The following is a 13653-nucleotide window of genomic DNA, read 5'->3' as shown; positions in this document are numbered from 1 at the left end:
AGCGCATTTCCACTATCGGAATATGCCCACTTCGGATATATTGCCACTATGACCGAAGTCGCCTTCTGGATCCTCACGGCCCTTGCCGGTGGACGCCAGCACGGATACGCCATCCTTCAGGACGTGGAAGAGCTCTCCAATGCTGAGATCTCGTTGCGTGTAACCACGCTGTACGCCACGCTTGAGCGTCTCGTACGGGACGGAAATGTTCGCCCGGCAGGTGAGGAAACGGTAGCCGGCCGCGCGCGACGCTATTACGAACTCACCGACGACGGCCGGCATGCCCTGGCCCGGGAAAGCGAGCGCCTTGCCACCAGGCTGCGCGCGGTGGAGGGCAGGCTGGCAGCTCCGAAGGTTGCGGGTGGCCGCGCAGCTCCGGCCACAATGTCAGGGGGGTATGCAGGGTGAGGGGCAGCAGACGGCAGCGGTACACCCGGCTGCTTCGCTGGTATCCGCGGACGTGGCGGGAGGACCACGGCCGAGTGGTCCTCGATACCCTTGAGCAGCACGCTGTCGATCAGGGCCGGTCCCGCCCATCCCTGGCGGAAGCCTGGTCACTGAGGGCGCACGGGCTCGGTGAACGGGCTACGTATCAGTGGGCTGTAGGCTGTGCGGCCATAGCCTCGCTCACATTCATTGCCACTGCCATCATGTTGGTCACTAATGCGATAAATCTTCCGGGTGCCGGTACCGTCCGGCTACTCTTGTCTGTCCTTATTGGCCCCATGGCCTTGGCGTTTGCTGGCGTGGTGCTTCTCTACAGGGCAGGGCGCATCACCGCGCCGGCGGCGCTATTCACTGCCGTAGCGGCCATTCCCGCCTGTGGCCTTACGGCGGTGACAGCGGCGAGTTGGACCGTCGGATTCAATGAGGCAGATGAGGGGATGGCCCGGTCGTGGTTCGGGTCATCGACACTCCTGTTCCTTGGGCTCGCCGGAGTGGCCGGAACCATCTGCCTCCTCGGACCGATCAGCGCGGCCCTCAATACTCGGCGATCACGCGCCGGGCGTCTCATCCAGAGTGTCCTTTTGGCGGCACCGCTGGCGTTGGCTCTCGGCGCCCTCATACTCATGGCAGCCCACATCTTCGGCATGATCATCGCCGTAATCGTGTTGGTGGTTGCACTGCGGGCCTCTACCGCAAATTCTGAGCGGGAAGCCCTGCCTTCTGCTCCGCGGGCCAATTCGTCGGCCGGAGCCCAGCGGCAACACGCAGCAGTTGGCGTAGCCGCGGCGGTCAGCTTGGTGGTGGGGATTGGCTGCCTTGTTTTTGCACTCACCGGAAGCAGCTGGGCCTTCTGGGTGAGGGACTCCACCCGTGCCATGAACCTCGGCCTCGCAGCGGGCGCCCTGGCTGCCATCCCGGCCGCCCTGGCGGCGGGATCCGTGCTTTCCGATCGCGTAGGCCGCGTTGCGCACGCGTCGACGTTCCTCTGTTGTGCCGGGCTCATTGCGGTTGCGTCCGCTCAACTTCACGGGGCCGGACATCCTTGGCAGTGGCCGCTGATACTCGCTGCCGCCGTACTCGCGGGCTTTGCGATCGCGCTGCCTTTCGGACGGCTGATTCCAGGTGGACGCATGGCCTTGGTTGCCGTAACCATCCTGTTCGGTCTGGCGGCATCGATCGTGGGCCTCTTCATGGTGACAGCGGCCGGTTTCATCGCGCCCGTTGCAGCTGCCGTCCTGCTTGCCTGGGCGCTACTGCGTCTATCGAAGCAGCGGCGCCCAGTACAGCCGGGGATACTTCACCACTAGGAGCATCTCACGACGCCGGCACTCACCATGTGTGCCGGCGTCGTGATGTGCTTGGGTCATGAACACCGACGCCACCGCAGCTGATTCCCGTACCTTCCTGACCCTCGACATCGACGGCGGAACCGTCCGCTTCCGGCCGGCAACCCGCCGGGACCTGGCCGGGATTGTGCGCCTGGTGGCGGAGGACCCGCTCGCAGCGGCACGGGAGGACCTGACGGACATGGCGCCGTACGAGGCGGCTTTTGACGCCATCGACGCGGATCCGGGGCAAGTGCTGGTGGTGGGGGAGTTGCACCCGGTTGATGGCGCGAATCCCACCCTGGTGGCGACGTTCCAGCTCAGCTTCCTCCCGGGCCTGTCCCGAAAAGGCAGTCTGCGTTCCCAGATCGAAGCGGTGCGGGTGGTGGACAGTCTTCGTGGCCAGGGCGTGGGTCAGGAGATGGTGCGCTGGGCTATTGATGAGTCCCGCCGTCGTGGTTGTGGTTTGGTCCAGCTGACCACGGACAAATCACGGAGGGATGCCCCCCGGTTCTACGAACGGCTGGGCTTCGCCGCCAGCCACGAGGGCATGAAACTGCGCCTCTGAACGCGAAGCGGGGGCTTACCGCTTGGCCGCACCCTTGGGCACAAACAGCGTTTCCGCCTGCTCAAGGGACATCCCGTTGGTCTCCGGGACCTTGAACATCACGAAGAAGAACGACGCCGCCGCGAACAGCGCGTACATGGCGTAGGTGAGCGGCAAAGAGGCCGCAGCCATCACGGGGAAGCTGAGGGTGATGGCGAAGTTGGCTATCCACTGCGCAGCAGCGGCCAGGCCCAGCGCCCGGGCACGGATCCGGGAGGGGAAGATCTCGCCCAGCAGCACCCACACCAGCGGGCCCCATGAAGCACCGAAGCTGATGACAAACACGTTCGCAGCCACCAGAGCCACCGGGCCCCAAGCGCCAGGCAGAGAGATGTCGGAACCCGAGCCCACGGCCTGCGAAAACGCCACAGCCATCACGCCGAGGGACACGGCCATACCGATCGAGCCGGTCAGCAGGATGGGCCGCCGGCCAATCCGGTCCACCAGGGCAATGGCCACGAGGGTCACCAGGATGTTGGTGACGGAGGTTGCCACGGAGATGGTCAGCGAGTCGCTTTCCTGGAAGCCCACGGCTTTCCACAGCGTCGTGGAGTAGTAGAAGATCACGTTGATACCGACGAACTGCTGCAGCACCGACAGCGTGATGCCGATCCAGACCACGCCCTGCAGGCCCAGGGTCTTTCCGCGGAGGGAGCCCTCCTTGCCGGCGAGGTTGTCCATTTCGATGGCCTCACGAATTTCCCGGATGTGCCGGTCCGTGTCCTCCGCGGGAGCGATCGAGTCGAATACCTTCCGCGCCTCGTCCTCATTGCCCTGGAACACCAGGAAGCGCGGGGACTCCGGCAGGGTGAAGGCAATCCAGCCGTAGACAACGGCGGGTACGGCGCCCGCAAGGAACATCCATCGCCACGCCTCGATGCCCAGCCAGAACGGCTGGCCTGCGCCGGACGCACCGTTGGCGAATAAAGCATCCGAAAGCAGTGCCGCGAAGATACCGGTGGTGATGGCCAGTTGCTGCAGGGAGGCCAGCCTGCCGCGGACCTGCCGGGGCGAGATCTCGGAGATATAGGCGGGCGCGATCACGGACGCGAGGCCAATGCCCAGCCCGCCCACCAGGCGCCAGAAGATCAGGTCCCAGACACCGAAGGCAAAGCCGGTGCCGATCGCGCTGACCAGAAAGAGTAACGCGCCCAGCTTCATGGCAGGGATCCGGCCGTAGCGGTCGGCTACCTTGCCTGCAAGGTAGGCACCCGCGGCGCAACCGAGCAGGGCCACGGCCACGGCAAACCCGGTGACTGCCTCGGAAAGTACAAACTCGTCCTGGATGGCATCTACGGCGCCGTTGACCACAGAGGAATCAAAGCCGAAGAGGAACCCGCCTACCGCCCCTGCCAGGGCCAGCCAGATCACCCGCCCCGGAATTTTGGTGGACAGTTGCCCTGCGGCGGCGGTCATAACGCTCCTCGGTGTAAAAGTCAGGTCTGTGCCCGTCGGGGCGTCCCTAGTCTTACACCATGAGTCCTGCTCCCTGAGTCAAAGGCAGGTAAATGAGACGAAGTGTACATTTTCAAGGTCCTGGGGCAGCCGAGCGCTCAGCGTTCCACCAGGATCCCGTCCGGATCGCACCAGACCATAGCGCCCGGGCGGATACGGACCCCGTCCAACTCCAAGTCCACATCGGTCTCCCCGGCACCAGCCTTGCTGCTCTTGCGCGGGTTGCTGCCAAGAGCCTTCACACCCAGATCAAGCTGTGAAATAGCTTCCCGGTCCCGGATGGCGCCATTAATAACGACGCCGGCCCAACCGTTCGCCACAGCGCTCGCGGCGATCATGTCCCCCATGAGGGCGGTACGCAGCGATCCGCCGCCGTCCACCACTAATACGGCTCCGTCGCCGGGAGTGCCCAGGACAGATTTCACCAGGGCATTGTCTTCCAGGCAGCGGATGGTGCGGGCCGGTCCGCTGAAGTGCGTCCTGCCGCCCATGGACAGGAATTGCAGGGAAACGGAGTCCAGTTCCTCGCCGCGTTCGTCGTAAAGATCCGCGGTGTTGACGTTTTGGGGGAGGTGGGTGATGTTTGGTTCAGCCATGGCTACTCCTGTTGTTCAAAAAGTGGGTGGAAATGGATGGTGCGCAGATGCCCCACGATAGTCTGATTCCACACGTTAGAAACCGTTCTGGGGAGCCCGCAGTGAGCCTGTCCGATACGCCTGCTTCGGCGCCAAACTCCGGAGCCGTTCCGCCCGCACAGTCATCGGCACTTGCTGACCCCATCGTCAAGGTCACGCCCCGCTGGATCACCGGCCTGGTGCTGGTCAATGTAGGCATCAATGCCGCGTTTTTCGGGCCCATCAACGTCTTCATCGGTCAGCAGGCCATTGGCATCGATCCGGCGAACAAGGAAGCCATCCTTTCCCTGGTCACGGGCTGCGGCGCGGCCGTCTCACTGGTGGCCAATCCGTTGTTCGGCGCGCTGTCGGACCGCACCGTGTCCGGATTTGGCCGCCGCGCGCCCTGGGTCCTGGCCGGCGCCGTCCTGGCAACTGCGGCTCTCCTGGCCATGTCCGGCGCCGGAGCTGTGGCCCTGATGGTGCTGTGCTGGTGCCTCGTGCAGTTGGGCGCGAATGCGGCCTACGCCGCCATCACCGCCGCCGTGCCTGACCGCGTTCCGGTACTCCAGCGCGGCGGTGTGGGCGGGCTCGCTGCCATGGGACAAACGGCGGGAATCCTGCTCGGAGCGATCTTCGGCGCCGTCGTCAGCGGGAACTACATGGTGGGCTACTGGCTCTGCGCAGCCGCCCTCCTGTTCTCCGTGCTGCCTTACCTTTTCCACCGCAACGATCCACCGCTGCCCCGCGAAGAGCGCGAGCCCTTCCATCTGGCCACCTTCGCCCGCGGCTTCTGGATCAGCCCGGCACGCTACCCGGATTTTGCGTGGGCATGGCTCACCCGCTTTCTGGTCAACGTGGGGAACCAGCTGACCATTGTGTACCTGCTGTTCTTCCTGCGGGACGTGATTAAACACGACGACCCGGCGTTGGGTGTCCTCATCCTGACCGGGATTTACGCAGTGATGGTGATGGTGACGGCGGTTCTGGCGGGCCCGTGGAGCGATCGCACCGGCAAACGGAAACCGTTCGTCATCGGTTCCTCCGCCACGATCGCCTGCGCCGGCCTGATCATGGCGTTCTTTCCGGTGTGGACGGGAGCACTGGTGGGCGCGGCCGTGCTGGGCATCGGCTTCGGCGCCTACCTCGCCGTTGACTTCGCGCTGCTCACCCAGGTCCTCCCGCACGCCATCAGCCGCGGCAAGGACATGGGCGTAATTAACGTGGCCAACTCGCTGCCGCAGGTATTCGCCCCGATGCTTGCGTACGTCTCCCTCACCTTCCTGGGTGGTTACGTCACGCTCTTTACGACGGCGGCCGTCATCGGCCTGCTGGGTGCCGTGTTCGTGGTGAAGATCAAGTCGGTCGCCTAGGGCCTGCCCATGCTGGACCCGCTGGTTGCGCCGGCCGTCACGGCAGCAGTCGTCGCAGCGGTTACCGGGTAACGGGCAGCGTTGTAACAGGCAGCGTCGGCCCGGAACCTTCAGGCTGGACGACGGCGCCACTCGCCCTTCCGCCATTTCGATGGTTCCGTGCCCATTCGATGTCCCCGGGCGTCGACCCTGAACGGAACCATCGAAACGGGCGGTGGCCGCTGCCGGCACGGGGTGGGCTTAGACAGCCGGGCGTCCGGCCGGCCCTAAACTGGGGGCATGACCCAGGAAACTGTTGTAACCGTCCTTTGCGGCCTTGCCATCCTGGTGGGTGTGGCGGGGACGATTATTCCCGTACTGCCCGGGAGCATCCTCGTCGGTGCGGCCCTGCTGGCGTGGGCCATTTGGGGTGGTGCCGGCGCGGTGGGCTGGGTGGTCTTCGCGATCGGGGTGGTGTTTGTGGCAGTCGGGATGGCCGCCAGCGCCGTGCTCACCGGCCGGAAGATGAAGCAGCACGCCATCCCAGGCCGTAGCGTGGTGATCGGTGTAGTGGCCGGCGTGGTGGGCATGTTCGTTATTCCGGTAGTGGGGCTGTTTGTGGGTTTCGCGGCCGGACTGCTGCTGAGCGAACTGGCCCGGACGCGGAATTTTGGCACCGCCACCACCACCAGCTGGACCGCCCTCAAGGCCACCGGGCTGGGCATCCTGGTGGAGTTCGGCCTTGCGTGCCTGGCGGCCAGCACCTGGGTGATTGGCCTGTGGGTGGCTGCGGCGACGTAGCATGGAGGAATGACCGCGGGGGATTTTGGAGCGCCGATTTACAGGGATACCCGTGACCTCACGCCCTTTGGGCAGCCCCGCTTCCGCACTCCGGTAACTGAACTTGCCGGCAGCCTGGGCGGGCTGGTCCAAGGCGTGCTGGGCGGCCGTGACCACGCCTTGATATCGGTGGATGGCGTTGTCCCCAGGCTTAGGCTCCGGCCGGGTAAAGCTGCCAAAGCCGTCCACGATGCCATCTTCACCAGCAGGGAACCGGGGCGGCTGCTGGTGGTGGCCCGCTCCTATCCAGGCTGGGCCGGACTGTGCTGTGTAATGGCGGGCCTGTTGGCGTATCAGCACGGCAGGTACCTGTATGCCTGTGAGCTCCTCCAGCGCGGGCTGGCAACCAGGAACGACGACGAAGCGAACCAGTATGCCTTTGCTTACCTTTCGCAGGTGGTCACCCGGGTGGAGGTTGCCGACCGCATCGAAGTCCCCGTGCTGTTCAGCCAGGAGTCCGTGTTCCTGGCGCTCTCACACGCGTTGCGGGAAACCGGGCAGCTGGAAGCCTCGCTCCAGGCACTGAAGAATCTGCCGCCGTCGCTACCTACGGCGCTGGCACGCTGTGCGCTGGCCTTCGCGTTGGGCAGGGACAAGGAAGTGGTGATTTGGACCGAGGGACTGCTGAATTCCGACGACGTTGCCGCTGCGTTGTTGCTTCTCAGGGCTCGTGCACTGCGTCGGCTGGGCGCCCGGGCTAAGGCGGACTGCGCACTCGGTGAAGTTCTTCGGCGTCGCAAGACCCACGTGATGCTGCGCAACGATGCCCTTTCCGACCGGGCGCTGCTGTTGCTGGACAACGGCCGCAAGTCACTCAACCCCAGGGACTGGCTTCGTGGTAAGCCGGTGGAATCAGAGCTGGAGATTATCCGGAAGGACGTCGAAGAGCGAAGGCTGTGGGAGCAGGACTGGAACAAGCTGCACGGCGAGTAGGGGACTCTCAGAGCGGTCGTTCGTGCTGCTCGTTACGCTGCTTGTTTGCTCTCGCGCGGACGTGCATCTTCTCGCCTTGGCCTCCGAAGACACTGAGTACTTCTGCCTGCTGATCTCCCGTGCTGCCGAACCAATGGGGTACGTGAGTATCGAACTCGGCTACCTCCCCCGGTCCCAGGACCAGATCATGGTCCCCGAGAACAAGGCGCATGCGACCCGAAAGGACGTAAAGCCATTCATAGCCTTCGTGCGTCTTGAGGGTGGGCTCGGACTTGGATGTCGGGATGACGATCTTCCACGCCTGCATGCCCCCGGGCTGGCGGGTCAGCGGGATGACCGTCCTGCCGTTGGCGTTGAGGGGTTTAAGGCGGATGCGAGGGTCCCCCACTTCAGGTGCGCCGACCAGCTCATCAAGTGGCACCCGGTAAGCCTGAGCCAAAGGCAGGAGCAGCTCCAGGCTGGGGCGCCGCTGGCCGGTCTCCAACCGGGACAAGGTGCTCTTGGAAATACCAGTGGCTGCTGCGAGGCTGGTCAAGGTCACGCCGCGCTTCCTGCGAAGGCGCTTGAGCCGTAGTCCCACTTGGTCAAGCGCGGCGGCAATTCCTGCTGGTTGATCATTCACTGGCTTATCAAACATCCTTTTTCCCGGAAACGGCAACGATTGTTGCCGGGACTGGAATTCCGGATGATTCTGAGGCCATGAATGAACACGATGTCGTAATAGTGGGCGGTGGCGCCGCAGGATTGTCCGCAGCACTGGTGCTGACCCGGGCCCGCCGCAAAGTCCTTGTAGTCGACTCCGGTGCACCCCGCAACGCCCCGGCGACTCATATGCATGGCTTCCTTTCCCGTGACGGCCTGCCGCCCGCTGAGCTCTTGTCCATGGGGCGGGACGAGGTGGAAGGCTACGGAGGCGAAATCGCTGGCGGGGTTGTCACCGAACTGGTCCCGGCCGGCAGCTCGGCGTTTTGGGTGCTGCTATCAGATGGCCGGCGCTTTTCCACCCGGCGCCTCCTCGTTGCCACCGGACTTCGCGATGAGCTGCCACCCATCCCCGGCCTTGCCGACCGATGGGCGCGGGATGTCCTCCACTGCCCGTACTGCCATGGCTACGAAGTCCGTGACCAGCAGTTGGGTGTCCTGGGCGGCTCACCGGACACCCTCCGGTACGCACAGATCGTCCGGCAATGGGCCAAGGACGTCGTCTTGTTCGTACCAGCCGGGTTCCTAACACCCGCACAACGCTCAGAGCTGGTTGCCCGTGCCATCGGAATTGTGGAAGGCGGCGTCACCCGCATCCGGACGGAAGATGACCGCCTGCAAGGCATCGAAATGGACGACGGCAGGATCATCCCGCGCGACGTCCTCTTCGTACCGCCGCGCTTCGTTCCGAACAATGACCTCCTCGCCGGCCTCGGCTGTGAAATAGATGAAACCGGGTGGGCCGTCAAAGACGGGACAGGCAAAACCACCGTTCCGGGGGTATGGATAGCGGGCAACGTGGCCAATCCGCGGGCTCAGGTCATTACGGCGGCCGGCGAAGGATCCGCAGCAGCCATGGCAATCAACGCCGACCTGGTGGACGAGGACGTCAGAAGAGCCGTCAAGGCCTTCAATATGGGCTTCTAACCCCGGTCTTTCCGACCTCAGCGAACTTTCAACCCAATAGAAAAGCTATCAAGGAGCTCCTATGTCCAGTCCTTCAACAGCCACTCGCCCTGCACCGCCAACAAAGCACCAGCTGGCACTGATGATCTGGCTCGCTGTCTTCCCCACCTTGACCGCCATCAACCTCGTCCTCGGAGACTGGCTGGCCACGCTGAACCCTGTCCTGCGGACATTTGTCCTGGCCACCGTTGCAGTTCCCATCGTTATCTACGGCATCATGCCGCAGCTTCAGCGGCTGCGCACCCTCCTAATAAACCGACGTTGAGAAACAGAGTGGCCAGCACTTCTCTTACCCGGCTCTTGTGGCTGTAGCGGCCCCGGAGTACAACGGAGAAATGAGTGAGGCAATCAGGTCCTGGATGCAGAAGTACATTTCTGCATGGACAACCAACGAACCGGAAGATATTGGGGCGCTCTTCAGTGACAACGCTGTGTACGCCACCAGGCCGCATGACCCCGACCCGTGGATTGGGCGCGAGCAAATCGTTGAGCGTTGGCTTGAGGCGAAGGACGAGCCCGGGGGCTGGACCTTCGACTGGAAATTGCTCGGCACTGACGGTGACCTCGCCTTTGTCCAGGGTTACACGGACTACCTGGGGGACCTGCCCAGCTATCACAACCTCTGGATCATCCGACTCACGCCGGATGGCCGCGCGGCGGAATTCACCGAATGGTTCATGGAGGACGGCAGCCAGGCAGCTCCCTGACGCGTCCAGCTACGGGAGCGGCGATTGGGAGCGGCGCCCATTCAAGCCTTAATCTTCGCGGAGCAGGCCCGTGGTCCGGTAGGGGATCACCTCACGCAGGAACATGCTGGTGGAGGTGCGGACAATGCCCGGGCAGAGACGGATCTCTTCGGATACCCGGTACAGATCATCGGGGCTGGTGGCCACCACACGAATCAGCAGGTCGGTATCGCCGGCGGGTGCGTGGCATTCGAGGACTTCGGGAATCTCACGCAGCGCGGCAATCGCCTCGTTCAGGTGGCTCTGGTCCAGCTCGGCACTGACCGCTGCGGACACGCCCCTGCCCATCGCGGCAGGAAGCACGCGGCTGCTGTTGGGACGAAGGGCGCCCGACGCCGTCATCCGCTCCAGTCGGGACTGGACAGTTCCGCGCGCCAGCCCCAGCCGCTGGGCCAGGACCATGATGGGAAGGCGGGGATCGTCGTCGAGCGCCATGAGGATACGGCGGTCGGTGGTGTCGAGGATCTGCAAAGTGCCCACTTTCGGAATCTACTGCCGGCAAGTACTGGTCAGATTGACCAGCCAGTTTGATGCTTGTTGTGCCAACTGTAGGACTCCTGCTCAAATAGTGGCAACAGGGACAACGGCGAACGCTGAATCCCGCACAGGCTACAGGAAACCCGGCACACCACCCGGACCCTGGATCAGGCATCCCGCAAGGACGCTGCCGCTGACTGACTCTTGTTCACACCAACGTCTGTTAGCCCATCTCTCATTCGGATTACTTGTTCACAAGTGCCACCGCCCCGCGAGTGGCACGGCAAGAGCCCCTGAGCCACCGAACCGCGGAAGTGTCCGCAGCGTTCTGTAGCTGAGGGGCTCTTGTGCGTGGCGGCATAGGCTTGGGTCATGACTTTCGCAGGCCGCTTCGCCCCCAGCCCTTCGGGCGAACTGCACGTCGGCAACCTGCGCACCGCCATGCTCGCCTGGCTCTTCGCACGTTCCACCGGGAGGGCCTTCCTGCTCCGGGTGGAGGACCTGGACCGGGCCCGGGCAGGCGCCGAAGCCGTGCAGCTGCGGGACCTGCAGGCTGTGGGCGTCACGTGGGACGGCGGCGTGGTGCGCCAGACGGACCGGGAACCTCTCTATGCGGCCGCGATCGACCGGCTTTCCGCGGCCGGCCTGGCCTACGAATGTTTCTGCACCCGGCGTGAAATACAGGAAGCGCCATCCGCCCCGCACGCTCCCCAAGGCGCCTATCCGGGCACGTGCCGGGATTTGTCTGCGGAGGAGCGCGATGCCCGGCGGGCCGTGCGCCCGGCCGCGATCAGGCTGCGCTCCGGGGTTTCAGAACTTACCGTCAGCGACGTCCTGCATGGCGGGTTCACCGGCGTGGTGGATGATTTTGTGCTGCGCCGCAACGACGGTGTTGCCGCCTACAACCTCGCGGTGGTGGTGGACGACGCCGGGCAGGGCGTGGACCAGGTGGTCCGCGGCGACGACCTCCTGCCGTCGACACCGCGGCAGGCCTACCTGGCGTCACTGCTGGGATATCCGGTGCCGGACTACGCCCACGTTCCACTGGTACTCAATGCCGACGGCGCCCGGCTGGCCAAGCGCGACGGCGCCGTGACCCTGGCGGATCTCGCCCTCGCGGGCCACTCCGCCGCCGATGTGGCCGCCTTCGTGCTGGCTTCGCTGGCCCTGCCGGAAACCCTGGAGTCCGCGCTCGCCGGCTTTGATCCCGCGAAGCTGCCCCGGGAACCGTGGATCTGGAAGGGGATGCCCGGGCTCTAGGGAGGGCTCCGATTGGGGACAGCCGGGTAATCTGGAAGGCATGTCCCAAACCCCTGCTCCTGAAGAGTCCGCGTACGCCTCCAATCCCGCAGGTACTGCCTCTCCACGTTTTACCGTCGAAACTGCCCGTGTCCTGGCCGAGGTGGCCCACAACCGCCAGAAGGACAAACTCAAGCGACCCTACCGCGATCACGTGCTGGCCGTCGGGGATGCCCTGGCCGATTTCGACGACGACATCCAGATCGCCGGCTACCTCCACGACATTGCCGAGGACACTCCTATTACCCGGCAGGCGTTGCTGGACATGGGCGTCTCAGAGCGGGCAGTGGAGATCATCGAACGGGTCACCAAGAGCATGTATGAGAACCCTGATGACTACCAGGGGATCATCCGCGAGATCGCCGAGGACCACGATGCCACCTTGGTCAAAATCGCGGACAACGCCCATAATTCTGTGCCCGAGCGGGTCAAGGCCCTGGCCGAGAAGTGGCCGGACAAGCCGCCGGTCACGCGCTATTCCGAGGCCCGTCCCGTCCTGTACACGGCTGTTCCGGCCGAAGAGATCCGGCTGATCCTTGAACGGGTTAACCCTGCGCTGCTGCCCGAACTGGAAGAACTGACCGACCTCGAGGAAGCGACGGACTAGCCCTTCGTCCGGTCAGCCCGTCCGGCTGTGCAGGCGGGCCAGATCGGTTTCACGCCATTTCCGGCCGGCGGCCTCGTCCGCCACAATCACGAAGGCCGGCCCGGCCACGATGACCAATAGGCAAGCCGTGACGGGCAGCCCGGCAGCTGCCAGGGCGACGCCAAGCCCGCACGATGCCACCACCACAGCTGTCATCACGAGGTTCCGCGCATCGAAGCCGGTCAATGAACCGTAGACCCAGTTCAGGGCAATCTTGAATATTGCAACGGGGATGGCTACGGCGGCTACGGCGGCTGCTGCGCTGATGTGCGCCTCGTGATCGATGTAGTACGCCAGCACGTGCAGACCGGCCCCGGCGGCGGCGATGGCGGCGAAGATGAGCATATGTCCGTAGCCGAAGACGAATGACTTCTCGCGCCGGACATGAAGGGCCTCGCCGCTGGGCAGAGTGAAGTAGACCCACCACAGGGCAAAGGCCAGGCCTGTTCCGCCCAGCCCGACCAGGGCCGCGTTAAGGCTCCAGCCGTGGAGGGCGACGATGACCCGGAGAGTTTCAATGGCTCCGATCAGGCATTCACCCAGGGCAATGATGGCCAGGAGGCCGTAGCGCTCGGCTATGTGGTGGGCGTGCCAAGGTGTTTTTGACCGACGTTCGGCCACCCACGGCGTTGCCATCTCCATGAGAAATAAGGGCAGGATCATCAGGACTGTAGTGAGAACAGGGGCGTCGATAAAGATCACAGCCACCCAGCCGAGCTGCACAATGGCCAGGTATCCCGCGTATTGGAGTGCTACATGCCGGCGTTCCGGATCCTGCCGGGCCACCCGCATCCACTGGAAGATCAGGGCCACCCGCATCACAACGTAGCCCAGGACCATCACGGCGTTGTCCACATGCTCGCCTTCGACAAGGGAGTGGAAAAGCGGTTCCACTCCCATGGCCAGCACCAGTACGCCCACCATCTGCACCATGGACGACCCGGAAAATCCAGTCGTCCGTGTCGTAGGCGCTGGCGAACCACGTGAAGTTAATCCAGGCCCAGTTCACCGCGAACATTGCGAAGGTGAAGCCGATGAGTCCGGGCGCCAGGTGGTCTTCGGCAATGGCATGGGCGAACTGGCTGGAGGCCACACTGAAGGCAATGACGAAGGTCAGATCGAAGAACAGCTCCAGCGGAGTGGCCGGGCGGTGCGGCGCGTGCGGATCGCGTCCGCCCATTCGAGGGAGGACGCGGCGGGAACTGAACGGCATTCCGGATGCCCTTTCTGTCGGGTAGCTGCGA

At 64.2% G+C, this 13653-nt stretch carries 15 protein-coding genes and 1 pseudogene; 11 read left to right on the top strand and 5 right to left on the bottom strand.

Annotated features, from left to right (window positions below):
• Positions 1-48: 48 nt before the first annotated feature.
• From ACWA13_RS17550 to ACWA13_RS17540, 3 genes are read left to right on the top strand one after another with little or no spacing between them, the layout of a single operon-like run.
• A complete protein-coding gene (locus ACWA13_RS17550; RefSeq protein WP_463935645.1) occupies positions 49-408 on the top strand; it encodes a PadR family transcriptional regulator in 360 nt (119 codons plus the stop codon).
• Entirely contained in the window at positions 405-1754 is a 1350-nt protein-coding gene (locus tag ACWA13_RS17545) for a hypothetical protein (protein ID WP_463935643.1), read from the top strand. Before ACWA13_RS17550 ends, ACWA13_RS17545 begins: the two co-directional genes overlap by 4 nt.
• 58 nt (positions 1755-1812) lie before the next feature.
• A complete protein-coding gene (locus ACWA13_RS17540) occupies positions 1813-2340 on the top strand; it encodes an N-acetyltransferase family protein (protein ID WP_463935641.1) in 528 nt (175 codons plus the stop codon).
• A 15-nt stretch (positions 2341-2355) separates the two neighbouring features.
• On the opposite strand, the gene ACWA13_RS17535 is transcribed toward ACWA13_RS17540, so the two are convergent.
• Together ACWA13_RS17535 and rraA are read right to left on the bottom strand one after the other, a co-directional pair.
• Positions 2356-3795, bottom strand: a complete 1440-nt coding sequence (locus tag ACWA13_RS17535) for a sugar porter family MFS transporter (protein WP_463935640.1) — start codon at positions 3793-3795, stop codon at positions 2356-2358.
• Positions 3796-3932: 137 nt separating this feature from the next.
• Positions 3933-4430 (bottom strand): ribonuclease E activity regulator RraA, encoded by a 498-nt coding sequence (rraA, locus tag ACWA13_RS17530; RefSeq protein ID WP_463935638.1) that lies wholly within the window; start codon positions 4428-4430, stop codon positions 3933-3935.
• A gap of 101 nt (positions 4431-4531) precedes the next feature.
• On the opposite strand from rraA, the gene ACWA13_RS17525 reads away from it, so the two are divergent.
• The 3 genes from ACWA13_RS17525 (at position 4532) to ACWA13_RS17515 (ending at position 7573) form a co-directional block, all read left to right on the top strand.
• Positions 4532-5821, top strand: coding sequence for an MFS transporter (locus ACWA13_RS17525; RefSeq protein WP_463935636.1), 1290 nt, complete (start codon positions 4532-4534; stop codon positions 5819-5821).
• 279 nt (positions 5822-6100) lie between these two features.
• Positions 6101-6601, top strand: coding sequence for a DUF456 domain-containing protein (locus ACWA13_RS17520; RefSeq protein WP_463935634.1), 501 nt, complete (start codon positions 6101-6103; stop codon positions 6599-6601).
• A gap of 9 nt (positions 6602-6610) precedes the next feature.
• Positions 6611-7573, top strand: a complete 963-nt coding sequence (locus ACWA13_RS17515; RefSeq protein WP_463935632.1) for a hypothetical protein — start codon at positions 6611-6613, stop codon at positions 7571-7573.
• A gap of 7 nt (positions 7574-7580) precedes the next feature.
• On the opposite strand, the gene ACWA13_RS17510 is transcribed toward ACWA13_RS17515, so the two are convergent.
• Positions 7581-8195 (bottom strand): helix-turn-helix domain-containing protein, encoded by a 615-nt coding sequence (locus ACWA13_RS17510; protein ID WP_463935630.1) that lies wholly within the window; start codon positions 8193-8195, stop codon positions 7581-7583.
• 77 nt (positions 8196-8272) lie between these two features.
• Here ACWA13_RS17510 and ACWA13_RS17505 point away from each other — a divergent pair, with 77 nt between their 5' ends.
• The 3 genes from ACWA13_RS17505 (at position 8273) to ACWA13_RS17495 (ending at position 9948) form a co-directional block, all read left to right on the top strand.
• Complete coding sequence (locus ACWA13_RS17505; protein WP_463935628.1) at positions 8273-9202, top strand: NAD(P)/FAD-dependent oxidoreductase; 930 nt, start codon at positions 8273-8275, stop codon at positions 9200-9202.
• A gap of 61 nt (positions 9203-9263) precedes the next feature.
• Positions 9264-9506, top strand: coding sequence for a putative antibiotic biosynthesis monooxygenase (locus ACWA13_RS17500; protein ID WP_463935626.1), 243 nt, complete (start codon positions 9264-9266; stop codon positions 9504-9506).
• A gap of 70 nt (positions 9507-9576) precedes the next feature.
• The gene (locus tag ACWA13_RS17495; RefSeq protein ID WP_463935625.1) at positions 9577-9948 is read left to right on the top strand and encodes a YybH family protein; all 372 of its coding nucleotides are present in this window, start codon (positions 9577-9579) and stop codon (positions 9946-9948) included.
• Positions 9949-9996: 48 nt separating this feature from the next.
• Here ACWA13_RS17495 and ACWA13_RS17490 read toward each other — a convergent pair whose 3' ends face one another.
• Positions 9997-10458 (bottom strand): Lrp/AsnC family transcriptional regulator, encoded by a 462-nt coding sequence (locus ACWA13_RS17490; RefSeq protein WP_463937963.1) that lies wholly within the window; start codon positions 10456-10458, stop codon positions 9997-9999.
• Between the two features lie 378 nt (positions 10459-10836).
• Between ACWA13_RS17490 and gluQRS the strand changes: the two genes are divergently transcribed.
• Both gluQRS and ACWA13_RS17480 read left to right on the top strand, forming a co-directional pair.
• Positions 10837-11724, top strand: coding sequence for a tRNA glutamyl-Q(34) synthetase GluQRS (gene gluQRS, locus ACWA13_RS17485; RefSeq protein ID WP_463935623.1), 888 nt, complete (start codon positions 10837-10839; stop codon positions 11722-11724).
• Positions 11725-11764: 40 nt separating this feature from the next.
• Entirely contained in the window at positions 11765-12370 is a 606-nt protein-coding gene (locus ACWA13_RS17480; protein WP_463935621.1) for an HD domain-containing protein, read from the top strand.
• Between the two features lie 12 nt (positions 12371-12382).
• Here ACWA13_RS17480 and ACWA13_RS17475 read toward each other — a convergent pair.
• Positions 12383-13589, bottom strand: a pseudogene (locus ACWA13_RS17475) (low temperature requirement protein A).
• Positions 13590-13653 lie beyond the last annotated feature (64 nt).

Source organism: Pseudarthrobacter sp. TRD_SC_9 (genome assembly GCF_055361265.1).
The sequence above is the reverse complement of the archived record's forward strand: the minus strand, read 5'-3'. Positions and strand labels throughout refer to the sequence as shown.